The sequence below is a fragment of the Streptomyces sp. NPDC001852 genome, from assembly GCF_042891825.1.
Lineage (GTDB): Bacteria > Actinomycetota > Actinomycetes > Streptomycetales > Streptomycetaceae > Streptomyces.
This window is the reverse complement of record NZ_JBIATN010000012.1, coordinates 15,367-40,621: the sequence shown is the minus strand read 5'-3', so window position 1 is coordinate 40,621 and position 25,255 is coordinate 15,367. Positions and strand designations below refer to the sequence as shown.

The following is a 25,255-nucleotide window of genomic DNA, read 5'->3' as shown; positions in this document are numbered from 1 at the left end:
TCAGCCCTTGAGCTGCTCGTACGCCGGCAGGGTGAGGAAGTCGGCGTAGTTCTCGTCCAGGGAGACCTTCAGCAGCAGGTCATGGGCCTCCTGCCAGTGGCCGGCGGCGAAGGCCTGCTCGCCGATCTCCTGGCGGATGTTGGACAGCTCCTCGGCGGCGACCTTGCGGGCCAGCTCGGGCGTGGCCCTGTCGCCGTTCTCGAACTCGACGCCCGCGTTGATCCACTGCCAGATCTGGGAGCGGGAGATCTCGGCGGTGGCCGCGTCCTCCATCAGGTTGAAGATGGCGACCGCGCCGAGCCCGCGCAGCCAGGCCTCGATGTACCGGATGCCCACCTGGACGGCGTTGACCAGACCGTTGTACGTCGGCTTCGCGTGCAGCGAGTCGATCGCGATGAGGTCGGCCGCCTCGACGTGGACGTCCTCGCGCAGCCGGTCCTTCTGGTTCGGCCGGTCGCCGAGGACCTTGTCGAAGGCCTCCATGGCGATCGGGACGAGGTCGGGGTGGGCGACCCAGGAGCCGTCGAAGCCGTCGTTCGCCTCGCGGTCCTTGTCGGCGCGGACCTTCTCGAAGGCGACCTTGTTGACCTCGGCGTCGCGACGGGACGGAATGAACGCCGCCATGCCGCCGATCGCGTGCGCGCCGCGCTTGTGGCAGGTGTGGACGAGGAGTTCGGTGTACGCCCGCATGAACGGGGCCGTCATCGTGACCGCGTTGCGGTCCGGGAGGACGAACTTCGCTCCGCCGTCCCGGAAGTTCTTGACGATGGAGAACAGGTAGTCCCAGCGGCCGGCGTTCAACCCGGCGGCGTGGTCGCGGAGTTCATAGAGGATCTCCTCCATCTCGTGCGCGGCCGTGATCGTCTCGATCAGGACGGTCGCGCGGACGGTGCCCTGCGGGATGCCGACGTGGTCCTGCGCGAAGACGAACACGTCGTTCCAGAGGCGGGCCTCCAGGTGCGACTCGGTCTTGGGCAGGTAGAAGTACGGGCCCTTGCCGAGGTCCAGCAGCCGCTGGGCGTTGTGGAAGAAGTACAGGCCGAAGTCGACGAAGGCGCCCGGGACGGCGCGGCCGTCGGCGTCGACCAGGTGCCGCTCGTTCAGGTGCCAGCCGCGCGGGCGCATGACGACCGTCGCCAGCTCCTCGTTCGGGCGCAGGGCGTAGGACTTGCCGGACCCCGGGTCGGTGAAGTCGATGTTCCGGGTGTAGGCGTCGATCAGGTTGACCTGGCCGAGGATCACGTTCTCCCAGGTGGGCGCGGAGGCGTCCTCGAAGTCGGCGAGCCAGACCTTCGCGCCCGAGTTGAGCGCGTTGATGGTCATCTTGCGGTCGGTGGGGCCGGTGATCTCGACGCGCCGGTCGTTCAGCGCGGCCGGGGCCGGGGCGACCCTCCAGGAGTCGTCCGCGCGGATCGCGGCCGTCTCGGGGAGGAAGTCGAGCGTGGAGGTGCGGGCGATCTCGGCGCGGCGCTCGGCCCGGCGGGCGAGGAGTTCGTCACGGCGCGGGGTGAACCGCCGGTGCAGCTCCGCCACGAAGGCGAGCGCCGCGTCCGTGAGGACCTCTTCCTGCCGGGGCAGAGGCTCGGCGTCGACGATGGCCAGCGGGGACGGCGCTGGTGCGGACATGAGCTGTCACTTCCTTCAGCGGTGGCACCGGGTGCCTAGTGGCACGAATAGGGCAATCAGCGCCCGCTGTGCGGTCAGGCGCTTCTGAACAGTGGATAGTAGTTTCCTCATCGTGGAACTTCAATGGTTTGTTGATGTCGAGATTCTCCGGGTCGAGGCAAGGTGGCGCCCAGTGCCACCCTCTTCACTCAAGGTGGCGCAGGTCGGCCTCGGTGTCGATGTCGTACGGCTCGGCCACGTCCGCGCACTCCACGAGCCGGATCTCGGCCGCGTGGTCCTTCAGGTAGGCGCGGGCACCGCGATCCCCGGTGGCGGTCGCCGCGATGTCCGCCCAGTGGGCCGCGCCGAAGAGCACCGGATGTCCGCGCGTGCCGTCGTAGGCGGCCGAGACCAGCGATTTCTCGTCCTCGTAGGCGCCGAGCACCCGCGCCACGGCCGCCGGCCCGATGCCCGGCTGGTCGACGAGGCTCACCAGGGCCGCGCGCACCCCCGTACCGGCCAGCGAGGCCAGTCCGGCGCGCAGCGAGGAGCCCATGCCTTCGGCCCAGGCGGGGTTGTCCACGACCACACAGCCGCTGAGATCGGCACGCCGGCGGACGTCGTCCGCCCGCGCCCCGAGGACGACGTGGATCCGGCCGCACCCGGCCGCGCGCAGCACTCCGACCGCGTGCTCGACCAGGGGGTGCCCCCGGTGCTCCAGCAGCGCCTTGGGCCGCCCGCCGAGCCGTCTGCCCCCGCCGGCGGCGAGCAGCAGCCCGGCGACCTCCTCGCGATGGTTGTCCGTCATGCGTCCTGCATACCTGACGGGGGATGCGGCGGCCGGTTTCCTTGGGCTGAATTTCGGTCCGCGCTGTGGCGCTCCCGGACCCGGTGGCGTTTACTGGCCCGCGCACGACGGCGTGTGAGGGGGAGGGCTGCGTTGCGGAGCTTGGGGCAGAGGCCAGTGATTGGCAGCGACGAGGACCCGAGAGTGGCGGAACTGCGGACCGCGGTGTCCCGGCTGCGCCGCGAACTCGCCACGCTCCCGTCCGACTTCCCCGACCGCGCCATAGCCGAGGACGAACTGGCGGCCCTGGCGGCGATGGTCTCCGGCGGCGCGCCGGAGACCCCGCGGCTGCGCACCTCGCTGTTACTGATCGCGGGTGCGATCGGCTCGGTGAGCGCTTTGGCGAGGGGGCTGAGAGAGGTCCGGGAGGCGGTGGATCTGTTCGGGGAATCGTCGCGGTCCTGAAGGCGAGGGGTGATCCGGCCTCACCGGGGAGCTCTCAGGCGCCGGAACTCGCCAACGCCTGGGACAACTCGAGGGCGATCCCCTGCAACACCGGCACGATCTTCTCGATGGCCGCTTCCGTCACCCGGCCGGCCGGCCCCGAGATGGAGATCGCCGCCGCCGTGGGGGAGTCCGGTACCGACACCGCCAGGCACCGCACCCCTATCTCCTGCTCGTTGTCGTCCACGGCGTATCCCAGCTGCCGTACCTCCTGCAGCGCGGCCAGGAACCCCTCCGGCGTGGTGATGGTCTTCTCGGTGGCCGCGGGCATCCCGGTACGCGCCAGCAGCGCCCGTACCTCGTCGTCGGGAACGCCGGCCAGCAGGGCCTTGCCCACGCCGGTCGAGTGCGGCAGCACCCGTCGGCCCACCTCGGTGAACATCCGCATCGAGTGCTTCGACGGCACCTGGGCCACGTAGACGATCTCGTCGCCGTCCAGCAGCGCCATGTTCGCGGTCTCGCCGGTCTCCTCGACCAGCCGCGCGAGGTACGGCCGCGCCCATGTGCCGAGCAGCCGGGAGGCCGACTCGCCGAGCCGGATGAGCCGGGGGCCGAGGGCGTACCGCCGGTTGGGCTGCTGGCGGACGTACCCGCAGGCGACCAGGGTGCGCATCAGCCGGTGGATGGTCGGCAGCGGCAGCCCGCTGGTCGCGGACAGCTCGCTCAGGCCCACCTCGCCGCCCGCGTCCGCCATCCGCTCGAGCAGGTCGAAGGCGCGCTCCAGGGACTGGACCCCGCCCGCGGCGGAGGGTTTGGCGGAGTCGGTGGTGCTGGCGCTGGACGTCGGCACGGCGCGTTCCTTTCGGGACTGGCAGGAGGGCAGAAGCCTACCCGGCGGCCGGTTGACTCCCTGCTTGTGTGTAGCTACGTTCTGCTTAGTGAAATTCTAATTCCACTTTGTGGAAACGTCCAGAGTGTGTGCGCCGGCGTGCCGCCCGGAAGTGTGCCCCTTGACGGCGGGGAGGCGGGAGTGAAGACTCCTTCAACAGAACGTTGAATCCGTTTCGTGGGTGTAAATCCCGTTTCCGGGGCGTAAAACGGCGGTACAGAGAGGGGTTCGGGTGTCCGACGCTGAACTGGTCCTGCGCTCGACGCGCGTCATCACTCCTGAGGGGACGCGGGCCGCCGCGGTCACCGTGTCCGCCGGGAGGATCACCGCCGTCCTGCCGTACGACGCCCAGGTCCCGGCCGGAGCGCGGCTGGAGGACTTCGGCGACCACGTCCTGCTGCCCGGCCTGGTCGACACCCACGTGCACGTCAACGACCCGGGCCGCACCGAGTGGGAGGGCTTCTGGACCGCCACCCGCGCGGCGGCGGCGGGCGGCATCACCACGCTGGTCGACATGCCGCTCAACTCCCTGCCGCCGACCACGACCGTCGAGAACCTGCGGGTGAAGCGGGAGGTGGCCGCCGACAAGGCGCACATCGACGTCGGCTTCTGGGGCGGCGCCCTGCCGGACAACGTCAAGGACCTGCGCCCGCTGCACGACGCCGGTGTCTTCGGCTTCAAGGCCTTCCTGTCCCCGTCCGGCGTGGACGAGTTCCCGCACCTCGACCAGGACCGGCTCGCGCGGTCCATGGCGGAGATCGCCGGCTTCGACGGCCTGCTGATCGTGCACGCCGAGGACCCGCATCACCTGGCCGCCGCCCCGCAGCACGGCGGCCCCAGGTACGCCGACTTCCTCGCCTCCCGCCCGCGCGACGCCGAGGACACGGCCATCGCGAACCTCATCGCGCAGGCCCTTCGCCTCCACGCGCGCGTGCACGTGCTGCACCTGTCCTCCAGCGACGCGCTGCCGCTGATCCGCGCTGCCCGTGCCAGGGGCGTGAAGATCACCGTGGAGACCTGTCCGCACTACCTCACCCTGACCGCCGAGGAAGTCCCGGACGGCGCCAGCGAGTTCAAGTGCTGCCCGCCCATCCGCGAGGCCGCCAACCAGGACCTGCTGTGGGAGGCGCTGGCCGACGGCACCATCGACTGTGTCGTCACCGACCACTCGCCCTCCACCGCCGACCTGAAGACCGACGACTTCGCCACCGCCTGGGGCGGCATCTCCGGCCTCCAGCTCAGCCTGTCCGCCGTATGGACCGAGGCCCGCAAGCGCGGCCACGGTCTGGAGGACGTCGTGCGCTGGATGTCCACGAAGACCGCCGCCCTGGTCGGCCTCGACGCGCGCAAGGGCGCCATCGCCCCCGGCCATGACGCCGACTTCGCGGTCCTCGCCCCCGACGAGACCTTCACCGTCGACCCGGCCGGTCTCCAGCACCGCAACCGGGTCACCGCCTACGCCGGCAAGACCCTGTACGGCGTCGTGAAGTCCACCTGGCTGCGTGGCGAACGCATCGTCGCGGACGGCGAGTTCACCGAGCCGAAGGGCACGCTGCTCACCCGCCCCCAGTAAGCCACCCCCGACCCGCAACCGGCCGACTCCAGAAAGGACCCCCTGATCACCGTGACGGCGCTGCATCAATCTTCTTCGGCTCGCTTCACCGGCGACGCGAACCCCTACGGAGGCGGCGACCCGTACGCGGACTACCGCACCGCCGACTTCCCCTTCACCCAGTACGCCAACCTCGCCGACCGGCAGCTCGGCGCCGGTGTCATCGCCGCCAACGACGAGTTCTTCGCCCAGCGGGAGAACCTGCTGGTCCCCGAGCCGGCCGAGTTCGACCCCGAGCACTTCGGCCACAAGGGCAAGATCATGGACGGCTGGGAGACCCGCCGCCGCCGCGGCGCCTCCGCCGAGCACCCCTGGCCTACCGCCGAGGACCACGACTGGGCGCTGGTCCGCCTCGGCGCGCCGGGGGTGATCCGCGGGATCGTCGTCGACACCGCCCACTTCCGCGGCAACTACCCGCAGGCGGTCTCGATCGAGGGCGCGTCCGTACCCGGCTCGCCGTCCCCGGAGGAGCTGCTGGGCGAGGACGTGAAGTGGACGACGATCGTGCCGCGCACCGCCGTCGGCGGCCACGCGGCCAACGGCTTCGAGGTCGGCGTCGAGCAGCGCTTCACCCACCTGCGGGTCAACCAGCACCCCGACGGCGGCATCGCGCGGCTGCGCGTGTACGGCGAGGTCGTCCCCGACCCCGAGTGGCTCGCCGTGCTCGGCACCTTCGACGTGGTCGCCCTGGAGAACGGCGGCCGGGTCGAGGACGCCTCCAACCTCTTCTACTCCCCGGCCACCAACACCATCCAGCCGGGCCGCTCCCGCAAGATGGACGACGGCTGGGAGACCCGCCGCCGCCGCGACCAGGGCAACGACTGGATCCGCTACCAGCTGGCCGCCCAGTCGCAGATCCGCGCGATCGAGATCGACACGGCCTACCTGAAGGGCAACAGCGCGGGCTGGGCGTCGGTGTCCGTGCGGGACGGCGAGAACGGCGACTGGGTGGAGATCCTTCCGCGCACCCGCCTCCAGCCCGACACCAACCACCGGTTCGTGCTCCCGGAGCCCGCGGTCGGCACGCACGCGCGCGTGGACATCTTCCCCGACGGCGGCATCTCCCGCCTGCGCCTGTACGGCTCCCTGACCGAGCAGGGCGCGGCCGGCCTCGCCGCCCGGCACCAGGAACTGGGCGGCTGACCCACCCCCTGACCCGCGCGGGGCGCCCCGGCCTGGACAGCACCGGGCGCCCCGCGTGTCACCCACAAGGACCCGTTTCCGGTCCCCCTGGAACTTACGGGTCCGTCTCCCCGTTCTTCCCGCGTGACCCTTCAGCAAGAGATCGTCGGCAACGCCATGCAGATGGCGGTCGTCAACCTGCAGCCCGGCCAGACCGTGTACTGCGAGGCCGGAAAGTTCCTGTTCAAGACCACGAACGTGACCATGGAGACGCGCCTGTCCGGCCCGTCCGGAAACGGCGGGCAGCAGGGACAGGGCGGCGGGGGCGGCATGGGCGGCCTGCTGCGCCAGGCCATGGGCACCGCCATGCAGGTGGGCCAGCGCATGCTCGCGGGCGAGTCGCTGGCGTTCCAGTACTTCACCTCCCAGGGCGGCCAGGGCACGGTCGGCTTCGCCGGCGTGCTCCCGGGCGAGATGCGGGCCCTGGAACTCGACGGCACACGCGCATGGTTCGCCGAGAAGGACGCCTTCGTGGCCGCCGAGTCCACCGTCGACTTCGGTATCGCCTTCGCCGGCGCCCGCACCGGCATGAGCGGCGGCGAGGGCTTCATCCTGGAGAAGTTCACCGGGTACGGCACGGTGATCATCGCCGGCGCGGGCAACTTCATCGACCTCAACCCGGCGGACTTCGGCGGCCGCATCGAGGTCGACACCGGCTGCGTGGTCGCCTTCGAGGAGGGCATCCAGTACGGCGTCCAGCGCGTCGGCGGCCTCAACCGCCAGGGGATCATGAACGCCGTGTTCGGCGGCGAGGGCCTGTCCCTGGCCACCCTGGAGGGCAACGGCCGCGTCATCCTGCAGTCCCTCACCATCGAGAGCCTCGCCAACGCCCTGAAGAAGGCCCAGGGCGGCGACAAGCAGGGCCCGACGGGCGGCCTCTTCTCGACACACGCCGGATGAGGTGCCGTACCGACCGATGAGTTGCGGGCGCCGGTGGGGTCCGAGGTGATGACAACAGACCCCGCACCAGGAAGCAGGCACCTGCCATGGGCAAGCTCGTCTCCACGATCTTCGTCACGCTCGACGGCGTCTACCAGGCACCCGGCGGCCCCCAGGAGGACACCCGGGGCGGCTTCGAGCACGGCGGCTGGAGCTTCACGTACGGCGACGACGACTTCGGCCGGTTCGTCACCGAGGTCTTCCAGCGCCCCGCCGCGTTCCTCCTCGGCCGCCGCACGTACGACATCTTCGCGGCGTACTGGCCGAAGGTGACCGACCCCGCCAACCTCATCGCCGCCCAGTTGAACGCCCTGCCGAAGTACGTCCCCTCGTCCACCCTCACCGACCCCGAGTGGTCCGGCACCACCGTGATCGGCGGCGACCTCGCCAAGGAGGTCACCGCCCTCAAGGAGCGCACCGACGGCGAGCTCCAGGTGCACGGCAGCGGCGCCCTGCTCCGCTCCCTGCTCGACCTCGGTCTCGTCGACACCCTCCACCTGGCCACCTTCCCGGTGGTGCTGGGCTCCGGCCACCGCCTGTTCGCCGAGGGCGCCGTACCGACCGCCTTCACGCACACCGCCGGACGCGTCACCGCCGCCGGTGTCTCCATCCAGACCTACGAGGTGGCGGGAAGGCCGCGGTACGGCTAGTACGAGCTCCCGGAAAACGCCTAGCCGAAGATCGTCCCCGCCGGTACGGTGATCGCGCCCCGCGCGAGCCGCCGACGTCTGCGCACCCCCTCCGGAGACCGGGAGAGCCGCGCCCATGTCGTCGATCGCCGTACCGGGTGCCGCCGTCGCACCCCGTCGCGCCTGGCACACCGACCTGCCCGTGCTGCTCGTCGCGGTGTGCTGGGGGGCCAGCTATCTCGCGGCCAAGGACATCACCACCGCCCGTACGGTCCTGGCCGTGCTGGTGCTGCGGTTCGCGCTCGCCGTGCCCGTGCTGGCCGTCGCCGGACGGCGTGCGCTGCGCGGCCTGACCGGCGCCCAGTGGCGCGGCGCGGCCCTGCTGGGCGCGATCCTCAGCGGGATCTTCTTGCTGGAGACGTACGGCGTGGTGCAGACCTCGGCGACCAACGCCGGCCTGATCATCAGCCTCACCATGGTCTTCACCCCACTGGCCGAGGCCGCCGTCACCCGCACCCGGCCCACCACGGGCTTCCTCGGCGCGGCCCTGCTGTCGGTGCTCGGCGTCGTCCTGCTCATCCAGGGCGGCGGCTTCACCCGGCCGAGCACCGGCGACCTGCTCATGCTGCTCGCCGCGCTCGCCCGCACGCTGCACGTCCTCGCCATGTCCCGGCTCAGGGCCGTGCGGGGCGCCGGCGCGCTGCCGCTGACCACGGTCCAACTCGGTGCGTCCGTCGCCGTCTTCGCCCTGCTGTCGGCCGTCTCCGGTGGCCCGGCACCCTGGACGGTCGCGGCCGGGTTCGGTGCCCGGGACTGGGCGGGGCTGCTGTTCCTGGCCGCGCTGTGCACGGTGTTCGCCTTCTTCGTGCAGATGTGGGCGGTCCGCCGTACCTCCCCGTCCCGGGTCGGTCTGCTGCTCGGCACCGAGCCGCTGTGGGCCGCCGCGGCGGGGATCGCCCTGGGCGGGGAACGGCTGGGCGCGCTCGCTCTCGCGGGCGGCGCGCTGGTGCTCGTGGGGACCGCGTGGGGGCGCCGGGCAGCAGGTTAACTTCGCGAAAACTCATCGGACTTGAAGGGAAAATCTTCAACCTTGTCATTGACATGCCAACGTCTACGCGCGTCATCATGAGGGCATGAGATTCCCCCCACGCGCCACCCGCATCGGCGCCTCAGCCGCGCTCCTGTCCGCCCTCCTCGTGGGCGGCACCGTCTCCGCCACCACGGCGGACGCCGCAGCCTCGTCGGTCGGCAGCATCTGCTACGGCGACCTGCCCTCGCAGGCCCACGACACCCTGGGCCTGATCGCAAAGGGCGGCCCGTACCCGTACTCGCAGGACGGCACCGTCTTCTCCAACAAGGAAGGCGTCCTGCCCAGCGAGTCCTACGGCTACTACCACGAGTACACGGTGATCACTCCCGGTTCCCCCACACGCGGTGCCCGGCGCATCGTCACCGGCGAGCAGTCCCAGGAGGACTACTACACCTCCGACCACTACGCCACGTTCAACCTGATCGACTTCGGCTGCTGAGCCGGAGGACATCGGACGACCGAGGCAACAGCGCGACGCACACTGCGGGCCGCCGGGAACAGTCCCGGCGGCCCGCCGCCGTCCGGTGGCCGGCCCACTGGCCCGGCAGGAGCCGTCGAAAGTCCATGAAGGCGCGACTTTGGTAGCCGATCACGCGCGGGGCGCGGCAGGCCGTCCCCGGGCTGCGTAGATTGGTCGACCGTGACGGAGAACGGGCTCGGCCCCACCACGGCGCGCGGGGCGTGGCCCCGGCGGTGGATGCTGCCCTCGGCCCTGCTGCACGGGCTGGACCCGGACTCGGGTCCCGACGGCCGGCCGCCGCGTCGCACCGCACGGGACTGGATCGTCGACAGCTGCTGCTTCCTGCTGGCCGTGCTGCTGTTCCTGATGACCGCCGTCGGCCTGCGGCAGCAACCGGAGGTGCCCGGCGGACTCGCCGTCGCCGACGTGGTGCTCGGCGCCCTGTCCTGCTGCGCCGTCTGGCTGCGCCGCCGCCGGCCGGTGGGCCTCGCCGTCGCGATGGTCGCCGTCGGCATGGTGTCCTCCACGTCCGGCGGCGCCGGCGCGGTCGCCCTGTTCACCCTCGCCGTGCACCGGCCCTTCCGCTACGTCGCCTGGATCGGCGGCGTCGACCTCGCCCTCGTACCCGTCTACTACTGGCTGCGTCCGGACCCAGACCTGCCCTTCGCGGCCGCCGTCGTGTTCGTCGTGCTGCTCGCCGTCTCCGTCATCGGCTGGGGCATGTTCGTACGCTCCAAGCGCTTGCTGCTGCTCAGCCTGCGCGAGCGCGCCCGCCGGGCGGAGACCGAGGCGCGGCTGCGTGCCGAGCAGGCGCAGCGGCTCGCCCGCGAGGCCATCGCCCGCGAGATGCACGACGTCCTCGCCCACCGGCTCACCCTGCTCAGCGTGCACGCGGGCGCGCTGGAGTTCCGGCCGGACGCGCCGCGCGAGGAGATCGCCCGGGCCGCCGGGGTGATCCGGGAGAGCGCGCACGAGGCGCTCCAGGACCTGCGGGAGATCATCGGCGTACTGCGGGCCGGCGAGTCCGAGGACACGGCCGGCGAGCGCCGCCAACCGACCCTGGCCGGGCTGGACGCCCTGGTCGCCGAGTGCCGCGAGGCGGGCATGAAGGTCATCCTGGACCACCGGGTCGCCGACCCGGCCGCCGTCCCCGCCTCCGTCGGCCGCACCGCCTACCGCATCGCCCAGGAGGCCCTGACCAACGCCCGCAAACACGCCCCCGGCGCCGAGGTCACCCTGAGCCTCGCCGGCACCCCCGGCGAGGGCCTCACCGTCACGGTCACCAACCCCCCGCCCACCACCGAGCCCACACCCGTCCCGGGCTCCGGCCAGGGCCTGATCGGTCTCACCGAACGCGCCACCCTCACAGGCGGCCGACTCGAGCACGGCGCCACGGCCGACGGGGGCTTCGAGGTACGGGCGTGGCTGCCCTGGGGCAGGCCCGGACCGACACCCTGAGAACGCCTGGTGGTGCCGGAACGCAGCTCCGCGCAGCCGTGGCCCGCGCGACCGTGATTACGTAAGGCCCATGACGCCGATCAGACTCCTCCTCGTCGACGACGACCCGCTCGTACGGGCCGGACTGGCCCTGATGATCGGCGGGGCCGAGGACATCGAGATCGTCGGGGAGGCCGCGGACGGCGCCCAGGCCGAGGAACTCGTCTCGCGCACCCGGCCGGACGTCGTCCTCATGGACATCCGGATGCCCTCGGTGGACGGGCTCACCGCGACCGAGCGGCTGCGCGCGCGGGCCGACGCCCCACACGTCGTGGTGCTCACCACCTTCCACGCCGACGAGCAGGTCCTGCACGCGCTGCGCGCGGGTGCCGCCGGGTTCGTGCTGAAGGACACCCCGCCCGCCGAGATCGTCGACGCCGTCCGCCGCGTCGCGGCCGGCGACCCCGTGCTGTCGCCCGCCGTCACCCGGCAGTTGATGCGGCACGCGGCCGGCGGCGCGGCCGACGCGCGTCAGGCACGCGCGCGTGAACGGCTCGCCGTCCTCAACGACCGCGAACGCGAGGTCGCCGTCGCCGTCGGCCGCGGCCTCGCCAACGCGGCGATCGCCACCGAGCTGTTCATGAGCGTGGCCACCGTCAAGACCCACGTCTCCCGCATCCTCGCCAAACTCGGCCTCGGCAACCGGGTGCAGATCGCGCTGCTGGCGTACGACGCGGGACTGGTCGACGGGGACGGGCACTAAGCCCGCACCCCGTGCGTTGTCCCGGTACCGGTACCACCGGTGAGCCTCGGGGGAGTCCGGAAGGGGAGCGATGGACAGGCAGGACGTGGTCGACTTGGGGGAGTTCGGGGACGCGCTGCGCACGGATCCCCATCCGGTGTACGCCCGGCTGCGCGAGCGGGGCCCCGTGCACCGCGTCCGGCTGCCGGGCTGGGAGGACGATGCCTGGCTGGTCGTCGGATACGAGGAGGCGCGGGCGGCCCTCGCCGACACCCGGCTGGCCAAGGACACCAGCAAGATCGGCGTGACCGTGATGGACCAGGAGCTGATCGGCAAGCATCTGCTGGCCACCGATCCGCCCCAGCACACCCGCCTGCGCAGCCTCGTCACGCGCGCGTTCACGATGCGCCGGGTCGAGCAGCTGCGCCCGCGGGTCCAGCAGGTCACCGACGATTTGCTGGACGAGATGCTCCCGGCCGGACGCGCCGACCTGGTCGCCGCTCTCGCCTACCCACTGCCCATCACCGTCATCTGCGAACTCCTCGGCGTCCCGGACATGGACCGCGAGGAGTTCCGGAAGACGTCCACGGAGGTGGTCGCGCCGACCAACGAGCAGACGGGCTACGAGGCGGTCGTCCGCCTCGGCGCGTACCTCACCGAGCTGATCGAGGACAAGCGCCGCTCCGGCGCCGGCGAGGACCTGCTCAGCGACCTGATCCGCACCACCGCCGAGGACGGCGACCGGCTCTCCGCGCAGGAGCTGCGCGGCATGGCCTTCCTGCTGCTGATCGCCGGCCACGAGACCACCGTCAACCTCATCGGCAACGGCGTCCACGCCCTGCTGACCCACCCCAGCCAACTCGCCGCCCTGCGCGCCGACATGAGTCTCCTGGACGGCGCCGTCGAGGAGATGCTGCGCTACGAGGGCCCGGTGCAGAGCGCCACCTACCGGTTCGCCGCCGAGCCCCTGGAGATCGCCGGCGCCGCCATCGAGCGGGGCACCCACGTGGTGATCAGCCTCACCGCCGCCCAGCGCGACGGCGAGCGCTACGACGACCCGCACCGGTTCGACATCCGCCGCGACCCCCGCGGCCACCTCGCCTTCGGCCACGGCATCCACTACTGCCTGGGCGCCCCCCTGGCCCGCCTGGAGGGCCGCACGGCCATCGGCACCCTCCTGCGGCGCGCCCCCGGGCTCGCGCTCGACGGCACACCGGGCGAGTGGCTGCCCGGCCTGCTGATGAGAGGGATGCGCAGCCTTCCGGTGCGCTGGTAGCCGGCGGCCGCGCGCGCCGCGGGGGCCGGCCGGTCAGCCGGAGGACGTCCGCGCCCGGTCCGGGATCTCGGCCAGGGCCACCGGGCGCCGCTCCCGCCGGGAGAGTTCGCAGGCCTCGGCCACCCGCAGGGCCTGCAGGGCCTCGTGGCCGTCGCAGGGGTTGGGGCGCTCGCCGACCACCACCTCCACGAAGGCGTTCAGTTCGGCCTCGTACGCGGGGCCGAACCGCTCAAGGAAGCCCGGCCACGGCTTGTCCGCGGGCGGCGGCCCGGTCGGCTCGGTGGACGCGAGCGGCGTACGGTCGTCCAGCCCGACCACGACCGTGTCCGCCTCCCCGGCCAGCTCCATGCGCACGTCGTACCCGGCGCCGTTCAGCCGGGTCGCCGTGGCCGTGGCCAGTGTGCCGTCGTCCAGCGTGAGCAGCGCCGCCCCGGTGCCGACGTCACCGGCCTCACGGAACATCGCGGGCCCGGCGTCGGACCCGGTGGCGTAGACGTCGGTCACCTCACGGCCCGTCACCCACCGCAGCACGTCGAAGTCGTGGATCAGCGTGTCCCGGAACAGGCCGCCGGACAGCGGCAGCCAGCCGGGTGGGGGAGGGGACTGGTCGCAGGTCATCGCGCGCACCGTGTGCAGCCGGCCGAGGCGTCCGGAGCGCACGGCCTCGCGGGCACCGGCGTACCCCGCGTCGAAGCGCCGCTGGAACCCCATCTGCAGGACGGTGCCGGCCGTCTGCACCTCACCGAGCGCCTGCAGCGTGCCCGGCAGGTCGAGCGCGATCGGCTTCTCGCAGAACACCGGCAGGCCCGAGCGGGCTGCCCGACCGATCAGTTCGGCGTGGGCCGATGTCGCCGTGGTGATCACCACCGCGTCCACGCCCCACTTGAAGATCTCGTCCACACCCGGCGCCGCCGTCTCGCCCAGACGGTGCGCCAGTCCCTGCGCCCGTGCCGGATCCGCGTCCGTCAGGATCAGCGACCCGACGTCGCGGTTGCGGCTGAGTGTTCTCGCGTGAAGGGTGCCGATGCGGCCCGTACCGATGACCCCGATGCGCATGGAAACAAAGTGAGGGCGGAGCCCGTACGCTGTCAATGTTCATGTCCGGACAACCGGACTACACAACTTCCCGTCAACCGGCCACGGGGCTACGCTCGGGCCGTGCCGAAACCAGATGTGGACCCGACCGTGTCGCTCGACCTCCATGTGGACCGTAGCTCCCCGGTGCCGTTGTACTTCCAGCTCTCCCAGCAGCTGGAGGCCGCCATCGAGCACGGCAGCCTCACCCCGGGCAGCCTCCTGGGCAACGAGATCGAGCTGGCCGCGCGGCTCGGCCTGTCCCGGCCGACCGTCCGCCAGGCCATCCAGTCCCTCGTCGACAAGGGGCTCCTCGTGCGCCGCCGCGGCGTCGGCACGCAGGTGGTGCACAGCCAGGTCAAGCGGCCGCTGGAACTGAGCAGCCTGTACGACGACCTGGAGGCGGCCGGCCAGCGCCCCGCGACCAAGGTGCTGGTCAACACCGTCGTGCAGGCCTCCGCCGAGGTGGCCGCCGCGCTCGGCGTCCCCGAGGGCAGCGAGGTGCACCGCGTCGAGCGGCTGCGCCTCGCGCACGGCGAGCCGATGGCGTACCTGATCAACCATCTCCCGCCCGGCCTGCTCGACCTGGACACCGGCCAGCTGGAGGCCACCGGCCTGTACCGGCTGATGCGCTCCGCCGGGATCACCCTGCACAGCGCCCGCCAGTCCATCGGCGCCCGCGGTGCCACGGCGGCCGAGGCCGAGCGGCTCGCCGAGACCGAGGGCGCGCCGCTGCTCACCATGCAGCGCACCACCTTCGACGACACCGGTCGCGCGGTCGAGTTCGGCGACCACACCTACCGGCCGACGCGCTACTCCTTCGAGTTCCAGCTGCTCGTCCGGCCGTGACGAAGGGCTCCGGAAGGGTCACAATGTCCGGACAATAAGACCGCAGGGAGACCCCCTGTCCTGTCACGAGTGTTCATGGTGTTCGATACTGGAGCATTTGGGGCCGCTGAGCTGATCACCGGCCCCTTCCGCACGTACGAACACGGCAAGAAGGGCACGGCCTCGTGGCACGGTTTCGGACCTGGGCAGTCATCGCGCTGACAGGGGTACTTTCGCTGTCCCTGGGAGCGTGCAGCAGCACCGGAGGCAAGCGGGCCGAGGACGCCCGCAAGGCCGCCGCGGCCCAGGGGCGGGCGGCGGTGAACACCCCGCGCTGGACCTTCGCGATGATCACACACTCGGGGGACGGCGACACCTTCTGGGACATCGTGCAGAGCGGCGCCAAGCAGGCCGCGGTCAAGGACAACATCAACTTCCTGTACTCGCACGACGACCAGGCCCAGCAGCAGGCGCAGCTGGTGGACGCGGCGGTCGACAAGAAGGTCGACGGCATCATCGTCACCCTCGCCAAGCCGGACGCCATGAAGGCGGCCGTGGCCCGCGCCGAGAAGGCCGGCATCCCCGTCATCACGGTGAACTCCGGCTCCGAGGAGTCCAAGGCCTTCGGCGCCCTCACCCACATCGGCCAGGACGAGACCATCGCCGGCGAGGCCGTCGGCGACGAGCTGAACAAGCGCGGGAGGAAGAAGGCCCTGTGCGTGCTGCACGAGCAGGGCAACGTCGGCCATGAACAGCGCTGCGACGGCGTCGCCAGGACCTTCCACGGCACCCTGCAGAAGCTGTACGTCAACGGCACCGACATGCCCGACGTGCAGTCCGCCATCGAGGCCAAGCTCCAGGCCGACGGCTCCATCGACTCCGTCGTCACCCTCGGCGCCCCGTACGCCGACACCGCCGTGAAGGCGAAGAGCGACGCGGGCAGCAAGGCCGAGATCGACACCTTCGACCTCAACGCCCAGGTCGCCGCCGAGCTGAGGAACGGCACCCTCGGCTTCGCCGTGGACCAGCAGCCGTACCTCCAGGGCTACGAGGCGGTCGACCTGCTGTGGGCCTACAAGTACAACGGCGACGTCCTCGGCGGCGGCAAGCCGGTGCTGACCGGCCCGCAGATCGTCACCAAGGACCAGGCCGCCGCGCTGGCCGCGTACACCGAGCGGGGCACCCGATGACCGCGACCACGGAGAAAACCGCCGGCGCGACGGCCGATGAAAGGATTCTGCGGCGCTCGCTGCCGCGGAAGCTGCTCTCCCGCCCCGAGCTGGGTTCGATCGTCGGCGCGCTCGCCGTCCTCGTCTTCTTCGCCTGCGCCGCCGACGGGTTCCTGCGCGCCTCCAGCCTCAGCACGGTCCTGTACGCCTCCTCGACCATCGGCATCATGGCCGTACCCGTGGCGCTGCTGATGATCGGCGGCGAGTTCGACCTGTCGGCCGGTGTCCTGGTGACGTCCTCGGCGCTGGTCTCCTCGATGTTCAGCTACCAGATGACGGCGAACACCTGGGTCGGCGTCGGCGTGTCCCTGCTGGTCACCCTCGCCATCGGCGCCTTCAACGGTGTCATGCTCACCCGTACCGGGCTGCCCAGCTTCATCGTCACGCTCGGCACCTTCCTGATGCTGACCGGCATGAACCTCGGCTTCACCAAGCTGATCGACGGCACGGTCTCGACGAAGACCATCGGCGACATGGAGGGCTTCCCCTCCGCGCACGCCGTCTTCGCCTCGACGCTCACGATCGGCGGGGTCGACTTCAAGGTGACGATCCTGTGGTGGCTGGGCCTGGTCGCCCTCGCCTCCTGGATCCTGCTGCGCACCCGCGCCGGGAACTGGATCTTCGCCGTCGGCGGCAACCAGGACGCGGCCCGCGCGGTCGGCGTCCCGGTCGCCAGGACCAAGGTCGGCCTCTACATGGGCGTGGCGTTCGGCGCCTGGGTCGCCGGCCAGCACCTGCTCTTCTCCTTCGACGCCGTCCAGTCCGGCGAGGGCGTGGGCAACGAGCTGATCTACATCATCGCGGCCGTCATCGGCGGCTGTCTGATCACCGGCGGCTACGGCAGCGCGATCGGCTCCGCCGTGGGCGCCCTACTCTTCGGCATGACCAGCAAGGGCATCGTCTTCGCCGAGTGGAATCCCGACTGGTTCAAGTTCTTCCTCGGAGCGATGCTGCTCCTCGCGACCCTGCTCAACGCCTGGGTCAAGAAGCGTGCGGAGGCCAACGAATGACCCTGGTCGAGCTGGCCGACGTCAGCAAGCACTACGGCACCGTGCGTGCCCTCGAAGGCGTGTCGCTGGAGGTGCACGCCGGCGAGATCACCTGCGTCCTCGGCGACAACGGAGCCGGCAAGTCCACCCTGATCAAGATCGTCGCGGGTCTGCACCGGCACGACGGCGGCACCCTGAGCATCGAGGGCGAGGAGACCACCCTCTCCTCCCCGCGGGAGGCCCTGGACCGGGGCATCGCCACGGTCTACCAGGACCTGGCGGTGGTCCCCCTCATGCCGGTCTGGCGGAACTTCTTCCTCGGCTCCGAGCCCCGCAAGGGCAAGGGCCCCTTCAAACGCCTGGACACCGGCCTCATGCGCCGCACCACCCGCGAGGCGCTGCTCCGCATGGGCATCGACCTGAGGGACGTCGACCAGCCCATCGGCACCCTCTCCGGCGGCGAACGCCAGTGCGTGGCGATCGCCCGCGCGGTCCACTTCGGCGCGAAGGTCCTGGTCCTGGACGAGCCGACGGCGGCACTGGGGGTCAAGCAGTCCGGTGTGGTCCTGAAATATGTGGCCGCGGCACGGGATCAGGGTCTGGGCGTTGTCTTGATCACCCACAACCCGCACCACGCGTACCTGGTGGGGGACAGATTCGTGCTGCTGCGGAGGGGCACGATGGTGGGGAATTACACACGGGACGAGATCACGCTGGACGAGCTGACGGGGCAGATGGCCGGGGGAGCGGACCTCGACGCTCTGCGCCACGAATTGCTGCGTGGTTGAGGGACGCGGTGCTTGTCCCCATGCGGCTCCGCCGCCCCGGCGCGAGAAGCGAACCTCTCCTGACCCGTACGCGACCCCTACCCGCGGTGAGGCAGAATCGACGAACGATGAGCACCTACCGCGACCTCACCGCCCCCATCGGCTCCCGCCGGGCCCCCGTGCTCCGTACGGTCGGCACCAGGGAACGCCGCTCCCACCTGACCGCACCCCGTGTGCCGACGGTGGGGATCGACATCGGCGGCACCAAGGTCATGGCGGGCGTCGTGGACGCCGACGGCAACATCCTGGAGAAGCTCCGCGCGGAGACCCCGGACAAGTCCAAGAGCCCCAAGGTCGTCGAGGACACCATCGTCGAACTGGTCCTGGACCTGTCCGACCGGCACGACGTGCACGCGGTCGGGATCGGCGCGGCCGGCTGGGTCGACGCCGACCGCAACCGCGTCCTGTTCGCCCCCCACCTGTCCTGGCGCAACGAACCGCTGCGCGACCGTCTGAGCGGTCGCCTCTCCGTGCCGGTCCTCGTCGACAACGACGCCAACACCGCCGCCTGGGCGGAGTGGCGCTTCGGCGCGGGGCGCGGCGAGGACCACCTGGTCATGATCACGCTCGGCACCGGCATCGGCGGCGCCATCCTGGAGGACGGCCAGGTCAAGCGCGGCAAGTACGGCGTGGCCGGCGAGTTCGGCCATATGCAGGTCGTACCCGGCGGCCACCGCTGCCCGTGCGGCAACCGCGGCTGCTGGGAGCAGTACAGCTCCGGCAACGCGCTGGTCCGCGAGGCCAAGGAGCTGGCCGCGGCCGACTCCCCGGTGGCCTACGGCATCATCGAGCACGTCAAGGGCCAGATCGGCGACATCACCGGCCCGATGATCACCGAGCTGGCCCGCGAGGGCGACGCGATGTGCATCGAGCTGCTCCAGGACATCGGCCAGTGGCTCGGCGTCGGCATCGCCAACCTCGCCGCCGCCCTCGACCCGTCCTGCTTCGTCATCGGCGGCGGTGTCTCGGCCGCCGACGACCTGCTCATCGGCCCGGCCCGGGACGCCTTCAAGCGCCACCTCACCGGCCGCGGCTACCGCCCCGAGGCCCGCATCACCCGCGCCCAGCTCGGCCCCGAGGCCGGCATGGTGGGCGCCGCCGACCTGGCCCGGCTGGTCGCCCGCCGCTTCCGCCGGGCCAAGCGCCGACGGGTGGAGCGGTTCGAGCGCTACGAGCGGTACGCACAGGCCCGACGCGACCGGGACACCGCATGACCGCGGCACTGCCCCGCCAGGCCGCCCCGCCGGACGAGCCGCGCCGCCGCCCCGCCGAGGACCCCCGGCACAAGGCCAGGCGCCGCGCGCTCACCCTGCTGATCATCGGGCTGCTGATCGGCGTCCCGGCCGGCTACCTCGTGATCTCCGCCAACCAGAGCCGCAACAGTGGCAAGGACAAGGAGGCCAAGTACTCGGCGACGGGCCTGACCCCGGGCTCGCCGTCGAAGGTGCAGCGCCGCCTCTACCAGGTGGCCGTCCCGCACCCGGCCGACCCCATCGCCTCCTACGAGACGAACAACTGGAAGACCAGCCGCCTCTACGTGCAGTTCCGCACCAACGCCGCAGGCCTGGACAGCTTCCTGCAGAGCATGGGCGCACGCCGGGACGAGCTGAAGAAGGACGACATCGCCATCGGCGCCCGTGACCAGAGGGTCAGCGGCTGGCGCTTCACCGGCCCGGGTACCTGGTGGGGACTGACCCACGAGCAGAAGAACCCGGCGCCGACCCAGGATGTCGTCGTGAACATGTCCGACCCGCAGAACCCCGTGGTCTACGTCGTCTCCCGCACCGTCCCGTAACCGCCCGGCACCGGCCGGTCCCGGGGCCGATTGTCAGACCCCGCCCGTAGAGTCGAAGACGTCTGATCCGACGCACGGGCGGGAGGTGGCAGAACGTATGAGCGCAGGCACGGTCGCGGTGGCCGAGCGCACGGCAGGTTCCGGGCAGGCCGGGGACCGGGTGCTGGTGCGACTGGCGTCCGTGTACCTTCCGGCACCCCTCCCGCGCGAGGGCCGCATCGCCTTCTGGGACCCCGACGGCGGGTCCGTCGAGGGCGACACCGCCGAGCTCACGGTCGTACGACGGCACGGTGCCGGTGTGCGCCGCCGGAAGGTGCCCGCGCTGACCCTCCCGCTCGCCGAGGCCCTGCCGGTGCTGGTCCGGGCCCGCCGCGACCCGGCCGCGCATCCGGCCACGGCCTGCTGGGGTGCCGCCGCGCTGCACGCGCTGCGGCTGGTCGCCCGCGGCCGGCTGCTGCCGGGCCTGACCCCGGCCGGCCACGACGCCTGGCGGGCCGGCCCGCTGGAGCCCGCCGACATCGCCCACCTGCGCGCGGTCGCCGCGGCCCTGCCCCCGGAGGGCCACGCCGTGCCGCTGCCGGACCCGGGCCCGCTCCGGCTGCCCGAACCGGAGGCCCTGATCCGCTCCTTCCTGGACGCGGTCGCCGACACCCTGCCGCGCACCCCGGCCGCCCCCTACGCCTCCGGCCGGCCCTTCGCCGCCCGCGAGCCCGTGGCGCTGCCGCGGCAGGCCCATGAGTGGGCGGCCGAGGTCGCCGCCGGCATGGACGCGGGCGTACGGATCTCGCTCCGCCTGGACCTGTCCGCGTACGAGGTCTTCGACGCCGGTGAGGGGGACCGGGCCGAGGGCGCCCCGCAGATGACCGGCCTGAGGAACGCGGGAGCGGCCGTCGTGCAGGTGCACAGCCTCGCCGACCCCACCCTGGTGGCCGACGCGGCGGCCCTGTGGGCGGGGGAGGCCGACGCGGCGTTCGGGCCCCGCGCGCGCGTCGACGCCGCGCTCGCCGTGCGGCGCGCGGCCCGCGTGTGGCCGCCGCTGGACCGGCTCTGCGGACAGGACGTGCCCGATGTGCTCGCCCTGTCCGAGGAGGAGCTGGGCGAGCTGCTCGGCGTGGCGGCCTCCCGGCTGGCCGCCGCCGGCGTCGCCGTGCACTGGCCCCGGGACCTCGCCCGCGATCTCACGGCCGCCGCGGTGCTCCGCCCGGCACCCGGCTCGGCGACCGACGGCACCGGCTTCTTCGAGAGCGAGGAACTGCTCCGGTTCCGCTGGCAGTTGGCCCTCGGCGGGGATCCGCTCAGCGAGGCCGAGATGGACGCCCTGGCCGAGGCCCACCGCCCCGTCGTACGGCTGCGGGACCGCTGGGTGCTGGTCGACCCCGCCCTCGTCCGCAAGGCCCGCAAGCGCGAACTGGGCCTGCTCGACCCGGTCGACGCGCTGTCCGTCGCGCTCACCGGCACCGCCGACGTCGACGGCGAGACCGTAGAGGCCGTCCCGGCCGGCGCGCTGGCCGCACTCCGCGACCGCCTCACCGCGGGCCTGCGCCCCGCCGACCCGCCGGCCGGCCTCGCCGCCACCCTCCGCGACTACCAACTGCGGGGTCTCGCCTGGCTCGACCTCATGACCTCCCTCGGCCTCGGCGGCTGCCTCGCCGACGACATGGGTCTGGGCAAGACGATCACGCTCATCGCCCTGCACCTGAAGCGCGCCCGCACCGAGCCGACCCTGGTGGTGTGCCCCGCCTCCCTCCTGGGCAACTGGCAGCGGGAGATCACCCGGTTCGCACCGGGCGTGCCCGTCCGCCGCTTCCACGGCCCCGACCGCACCCTGGACGACGTGGACGGCGGGTTCGTCCTCACCACCTACGGCACCATGCGCTCCACCGCGGCCCGCCTGGCCGAACAGACCTGGGGCATGGTCGTCGCCGATGAGGCCCAGCATGTGAAGAACCCCTACTCGGCCACCGCGAAGGCGCTGCGCACCATCCCGGCCCCCGCACGCGTGGCGCTGACCGGCACCCCCGTGGAGAACAACCTCTCCGAACTGTGGGCCCTGCTCGACTGGACCACCCCCGGACTCCTCGGCCCCCTGAAGTCCTTCCGCGCCCGGCACGCCCGCGCGGTGGAGAACGGCGAGGACCAGGAGGCGGTCGAGCGCCTGGCCCGCCTGGTACGGCCGTTCCTGCTGCGCCGCAAGAAGTCCGACCCCGGCATCGTCCCCGAGCTGCCCCCCAAGACCGAGACGGACCACCCGGTGCCGCTCACCCGCGAGCAGGCCGCGCTGTACGAGGCGGTGGTGCGCGAGTCGATGCTGGCCATCGAGACCGCCGAGGGCATCGCCCGCCGGGGCCTGGTTCTCAAGCTGCTCGGCGCCCTCAAGCAGATCTGCGACCACCCGGCGCTGTACCTGAAGGAGGAGACGCACGCCGACCGGCTCGTGGCCCGCTCCGGCAAACTCGCCCTGCTGGACGAGCTGTTGGACACCGTTCTCGCCGAGGACGGCTCGGCGCTCGTCTTCACCCAGTACGTCGGCATGGCGCGCCTCGTCGCCGCGCACCTGTCCGCCCGCGCGATCCCCGTGGACCTGCTGCACGGCGGCACCCCGGTCCCGGAGCGCGAGCGCATGGTCGACCGCTTCCAGAGCGGGGAGACCCCGGTCCTGGTGCTCTCCCTGAAGGCCGCCGGCACCGGCCTGAACCTCACCCGCGCGGGCCATGTCGTCCACTTCGACCGCTGGTGGAACCCGGCGGTCGAGGAACAGGCAACCGACCGCGCGTACCGCATCGGCCAGACCCAGCCGGTGCAGGTGCACCGCCTCGTCACCGAGGGCACCGTCGAGGATCGCATCGCCGAGATGCTCACCGCCAAGCGTGCCCTGGCCGACGCCGTCCTGGGCTCCGGGGAGGCGGCCCTCACCGAACTGACCGACCGCGAGCTGTCCGACCTCGTCTCGCTGCGGAGGCCGTCGTGACGGACGGGGAACAGCGTCCCGGCGACGCCGCCCGCCGGGCCCTGCGGGAGGCGCGACAGCGGGCCGAGACCGGACGGCCCGGGTCCGGCCAGTCCGGGTCGGAACACGCTCGGTCCGCGCGCGACGGGTCCGCACAGGCCGGGCCCGAGCGGACGGAAGCAGGGCGGGGGGAGACCGCGGAGGACCAGGCGGCGTCCGGGCACGCGGTCGACCGGCCCGGCGCCGCGGAGCCGGGGCCCGCGAAGGCGGCGTCCGGGCGTGCGGTCGGCCCGTCCGGCACCCCTGAGCCGAGGCCGGGGGACGTCGCGCGGGCCGCCCTCCGGTCGGCCATGTCGGCCGCGCCCGCCCGGTCCGGCAGGGACGGTACGCAGGGCGAGACGGGTGACTCGCCCGCATCCGGTGACAGCGGCACGACAGGGGCTGCGGAGCAGTCCGCCGACGGAGGGGGAGTCCGTGCCACGGCGCGCTCCGCAGGCGCGGGCGCCCCGGAGGTACCCGGACCCGCCCGCCCGGAACGCCCTGCGGGGCGCCCCGCAGACCTGGCCAGGCAGGCCCTCCGGTCCGCCCGCCGGGAGGCGCTGCGCGCCGAGGCCGAGACGGACGAGGCCACCACACGCGGCAACCGGTCGACGGACCCCCGCACCCGACGCGGGCCGCGCGCGACCGGTGGCTCCGCCGCGACGGCGCCGCGCCCCGCGACCGCCCCCGGACCGGACTCCCGGGCCGCCCGCATCAAGGCCGCCCAGGAGATGCGCCACTACCTGGCCAACGCCTTCCGGATGCCCGCATGGTCGGACACCCCGGAGGAGGAGACAGCGGGCACGGACACCGTCGGCACCGCTGACGACACCGGCACCACCGACACCACAGCGCCGCGCCCCGCCACCACCCCTGCGCCCCCGCCCCCGCGCACACCGCAGCCCGCCCCCTTCGCCGACCCGTTCCACACCTCCGCCGAGCCGGGCTCCGCGCGGGACGCCGGGTCGGGTTCCACGGGGGATACCCCGCCGGACGAGCCGGCGTCTCCGCGCACGCCCCCCGCCTCATCCACCCCCGCCACCCCACAGGACGCCACCCCCCGCCGATCCGCCCCCGCGGTCGCGGCCCCCCACGCGCCCGCCACCATGGCCACCCCCCACCGCGACACCGAACTCCGCCGCACCTTCCCGCCGTTCGCGCACCGGGAGGCCGGTGCCGAGGGAGCGCCGTTCGCGGCGACCTGGTGGGGCAACGCCTGGGTCGCGGCGCTGGAGCAGGGCGCGCTGGACCCCAAGAGGGTGGCGCGGGGCCGTGGTTACGCCGACCAGGGGCACGTCGACGCGATCACCGTGACACCGGGACTCGTGCTGGCGTACGTCCGTGGCAGCCGGCCCCGCCCGTACCGGGTGCAGGTACGGATCCGCACGCTGGAGGACGCGGACTGGGCGTCGTTCCTGGACGCGGCCGCCGACCGGCCGGGGCACATCGCCGCGCTGCTCGACAAGGAACTGCCCCAGTCCCTCGCCGACTGCGGGGTCCCCCTGCTGCCCGGCCCCGGCGACCTCGTGCCGCGCTGCAGCTGCCCCGACTCCGGGCACCCCTGCAAACACGCGGCCGCGCTCTGCTACCAGACGGCACGGCTGCTCGACGCCGACCCGTTCGTACTGCTCCTGCTGCGCGGCCGCGGCGAGCGGAGCCTGCTCGACGCCCTGTCCCGGCGCAGTGCCGCCCGCGCGGCCCGCGCCGCCCAGGAGCGGCAGCCACAGACCCTGCCGGGCGTACGCGCCGCCGACGTCCTCGCCCCGCGCGAACTCCCGGCGTTGCCGCCGCCGTTGCCGCCGCCCCCGCACCCCGAGCAGCCCCCGGTCTATCCGGCGGCGCCCGGCGGCCCGGACCCCTTCGCGCTGGACCAGCTCGCGACCGACGCCGCCGCCCGCGCCCACGCGCTGCTCGGCACCGGACGCGACCCGGTGGGCGAGCTGACGCTGTGGCAGGACGCGGTGCGCCTGGCCGCCGCCCGCCCCGGCTCCGGCCTCACGGCCACCACCCGCACCCTCTACGCCACGCTCGCCGCGGCGGCCGGCCGCACCCCGGCCGACCTCGCGCGGGCCGTCGCCGCCTGGCGCCAGGGCGCCGCCGCCGGGCTGGCCGTCCTGGAGGAGTCCTGGGACCCGCCGGCCGGCCGCTTCGACCGGGCCCGCCCGCTGCTGCTGGCCGCCGACCTCCCGGCGTTCCGCCCCTGGCGCAACCGCCTCACCCATCCGCGCGGCCATGTCCAGCTCCGCCTCGGCCGCGACGGCCTGTGGTACGCCTACGAGTCGGAGCCGGGCCAGGAGGACTGGTGGCCCCGTGGCACGCCCGACCTGGACCCGGTCGGCGCGCTGACCGGCCTCGGCACACCGGACGAAGCCTGACCGCCGCCACGCGCGAAGGCCGGTGCCGGCAGCGGTTGTCGCTGCCGGCACCGGCCTTGT

General features: G+C 72.8%; 22 protein-coding genes. 18 read left to right on the top strand and 4 right to left on the bottom strand.

Translation table 11 applies throughout. The features are described from left to right. Together aceB and ACFYZB_RS21625 are read right to left on the bottom strand one after the other, a co-directional pair. The gene (aceB, locus tag ACFYZB_RS21630; protein WP_388760938.1) at nucleotides 1-1,626 is read right to left on the bottom strand and encodes a malate synthase A; all 1,626 of its coding nucleotides are present in this window, start codon (nucleotides 1,624-1,626) and stop codon (nucleotides 1-3) included. Nucleotides 1,627-1,810: 184 nt separating this feature from the next. Further along, nucleotides 1,811-2,413, bottom strand: coding sequence for an NTP transferase domain-containing protein (locus tag ACFYZB_RS21625; RefSeq protein WP_388760935.1), 603 nt, complete (start codon nucleotides 2,411-2,413; stop codon nucleotides 1,811-1,813). Nucleotides 2,414-2,569: 156 nt separating this feature from the next. On the opposite strand from ACFYZB_RS21625, the gene ACFYZB_RS21620 reads away from it, so the two are divergent. Next, nucleotides 2,570-2,857: a DUF5955 family protein gene (locus ACFYZB_RS21620; RefSeq protein WP_388760933.1), complete on the top strand. Its 288-nt coding sequence runs from the start codon at nucleotides 2,570-2,572 to the stop codon at nucleotides 2,855-2,857. Between the two features lie 34 nt (nucleotides 2,858-2,891). On the opposite strand, the gene ACFYZB_RS21615 is transcribed toward ACFYZB_RS21620, so the two are convergent. Continuing rightward, the gene (locus tag ACFYZB_RS21615; protein WP_388760930.1) at nucleotides 2,892-3,686 is read right to left on the bottom strand and encodes an IclR family transcriptional regulator; all 795 of its coding nucleotides are present in this window, start codon (nucleotides 3,684-3,686) and stop codon (nucleotides 2,892-2,894) included. A 271-nt stretch (nucleotides 3,687-3,957) separates the two neighbouring features. Between ACFYZB_RS21615 and allB the strand changes: the two genes are divergently transcribed. The 9 genes from allB to ACFYZB_RS21570 all read left to right on the top strand — a co-directional run bounded on the left by allB (nucleotide 3,958) and on the right by ACFYZB_RS21570 (nucleotide 13,092). After that, complete coding sequence (gene allB, locus ACFYZB_RS21610; RefSeq protein ID WP_388760927.1) at nucleotides 3,958-5,298, top strand: allantoinase AllB; 1,341 nt, start codon at nucleotides 3,958-3,960, stop codon at nucleotides 5,296-5,298. 42 nt (nucleotides 5,299-5,340) lie between these two features. Next, the gene (alc, locus tag ACFYZB_RS21605; protein WP_388761448.1) at nucleotides 5,341-6,480 is read left to right on the top strand and encodes an allantoicase; all 1,140 of its coding nucleotides are present in this window, start codon (nucleotides 5,341-5,343) and stop codon (nucleotides 6,478-6,480) included. A 123-nt stretch (nucleotides 6,481-6,603) separates the two neighbouring features. Next, nucleotides 6,604-7,419 carry an AIM24 family protein gene (locus ACFYZB_RS21600; RefSeq protein WP_388760924.1) on the top strand — a complete coding sequence of 272 codons (816 nt, stop codon included), beginning with the start codon at nucleotides 6,604-6,606 and terminating at the stop codon, nucleotides 7,417-7,419. Nucleotides 7,420-7,505: 86 nt separating this feature from the next. Then, nucleotides 7,506-8,108, top strand: coding sequence for a dihydrofolate reductase family protein (locus ACFYZB_RS21595; protein WP_388760921.1), 603 nt, complete (start codon nucleotides 7,506-7,508; stop codon nucleotides 8,106-8,108). A gap of 115 nt (nucleotides 8,109-8,223) precedes the next feature. Then, a complete protein-coding gene (locus tag ACFYZB_RS21590) occupies nucleotides 8,224-9,135 on the top strand; it encodes a DMT family transporter (protein WP_388760918.1) in 912 nt (303 codons plus the stop codon). A gap of 85 nt (nucleotides 9,136-9,220) precedes the next feature. Continuing rightward, nucleotides 9,221-9,616, top strand: coding sequence for a ribonuclease domain-containing protein (locus ACFYZB_RS21585; protein ID WP_388760915.1), 396 nt, complete (start codon nucleotides 9,221-9,223; stop codon nucleotides 9,614-9,616). Nucleotides 9,617-9,874: 258 nt separating this feature from the next. Then, on the top strand, nucleotides 9,875-11,095 hold the full coding sequence (locus ACFYZB_RS21580) for a sensor histidine kinase (RefSeq protein ID WP_388761445.1): 1,221 nt from the start codon (nucleotides 9,875-9,877) through the stop codon (nucleotides 11,093-11,095). Nucleotides 11,096-11,165: 70 nt separating this feature from the next. Next, nucleotides 11,166-11,837, top strand: a complete 672-nt coding sequence (locus ACFYZB_RS21575; protein ID WP_388760912.1) for a response regulator — start codon at nucleotides 11,166-11,168, stop codon at nucleotides 11,835-11,837. A gap of 70 nt (nucleotides 11,838-11,907) precedes the next feature. Continuing rightward, nucleotides 11,908-13,092 (top strand): cytochrome P450, encoded by a 1,185-nt coding sequence (locus ACFYZB_RS21570; protein WP_388760909.1) that lies wholly within the window; start codon nucleotides 11,908-11,910, stop codon nucleotides 13,090-13,092. 33 nt (nucleotides 13,093-13,125) lie between these two features. Here ACFYZB_RS21570 and ACFYZB_RS21565 read toward each other — a convergent pair whose 3' ends face one another. Further along, nucleotides 13,126-14,148, bottom strand: a complete 1,023-nt coding sequence (locus tag ACFYZB_RS21565) for a Gfo/Idh/MocA family oxidoreductase (RefSeq protein ID WP_351204345.1) — start codon at nucleotides 14,146-14,148, stop codon at nucleotides 13,126-13,128. 129 nt (nucleotides 14,149-14,277) lie between these two features. Here ACFYZB_RS21565 and ACFYZB_RS21560 point away from each other — a divergent pair, with 129 nt between their 5' ends. The 8 genes from ACFYZB_RS21560 to ACFYZB_RS21525 all read left to right on the top strand — a co-directional run bounded on the left by ACFYZB_RS21560 (nucleotide 14,278) and on the right by ACFYZB_RS21525 (nucleotide 25,195). After that, nucleotides 14,278-15,015, top strand: coding sequence for a GntR family transcriptional regulator (locus tag ACFYZB_RS21560; protein ID WP_388761443.1), 738 nt, complete (start codon nucleotides 14,278-14,280; stop codon nucleotides 15,013-15,015). 164 nt (nucleotides 15,016-15,179) lie between these two features. Beyond that, on the top strand, nucleotides 15,180-16,184 hold the full coding sequence (locus ACFYZB_RS21555) for a sugar ABC transporter substrate-binding protein (RefSeq protein ID WP_388760906.1): 1,005 nt from the start codon (nucleotides 15,180-15,182) through the stop codon (nucleotides 16,182-16,184). Next, a complete protein-coding gene (locus ACFYZB_RS21550; protein WP_388760903.1) occupies nucleotides 16,181-17,233 on the top strand; it encodes an ABC transporter permease in 1,053 nt (350 codons plus the stop codon). The genes ACFYZB_RS21555 and ACFYZB_RS21550 overlap by 4 nt, the downstream gene beginning before the upstream one ends. Next, nucleotides 17,230-18,000, top strand: coding sequence for an ATP-binding cassette domain-containing protein (locus ACFYZB_RS21545; protein WP_351204351.1), 771 nt, complete (start codon nucleotides 17,230-17,232; stop codon nucleotides 17,998-18,000). Before ACFYZB_RS21550 ends, ACFYZB_RS21545 begins: the two co-directional genes overlap by 4 nt. A gap of 107 nt (nucleotides 18,001-18,107) precedes the next feature. Further along, nucleotides 18,108-19,253, top strand: a complete 1,146-nt coding sequence (locus ACFYZB_RS21540; protein ID WP_351204353.1) for an ROK family glucokinase — start codon at nucleotides 18,108-18,110, stop codon at nucleotides 19,251-19,253. Then, the gene (locus ACFYZB_RS21535; RefSeq protein ID WP_388760900.1) at nucleotides 19,250-19,834 is read left to right on the top strand and encodes a sugar kinase; all 585 of its coding nucleotides are present in this window, start codon (nucleotides 19,250-19,252) and stop codon (nucleotides 19,832-19,834) included. The genes ACFYZB_RS21540 and ACFYZB_RS21535 overlap by 4 nt, the downstream gene beginning before the upstream one ends. A gap of 97 nt (nucleotides 19,835-19,931) precedes the next feature. Next, nucleotides 19,932-22,802, top strand: coding sequence for an SNF2-related protein (locus ACFYZB_RS21530; RefSeq protein WP_388760897.1), 2,871 nt, complete (start codon nucleotides 19,932-19,934; stop codon nucleotides 22,800-22,802). Beyond that, nucleotides 22,799-25,195, top strand: coding sequence for an SWIM zinc finger family protein (locus ACFYZB_RS21525; RefSeq protein ID WP_388760895.1), 2,397 nt, complete (start codon nucleotides 22,799-22,801; stop codon nucleotides 25,193-25,195). The genes ACFYZB_RS21530 and ACFYZB_RS21525 overlap by 4 nt, the downstream gene beginning before the upstream one ends. The last annotated feature ends 60 nt before the right edge of the window (nucleotides 25,196-25,255 follow it).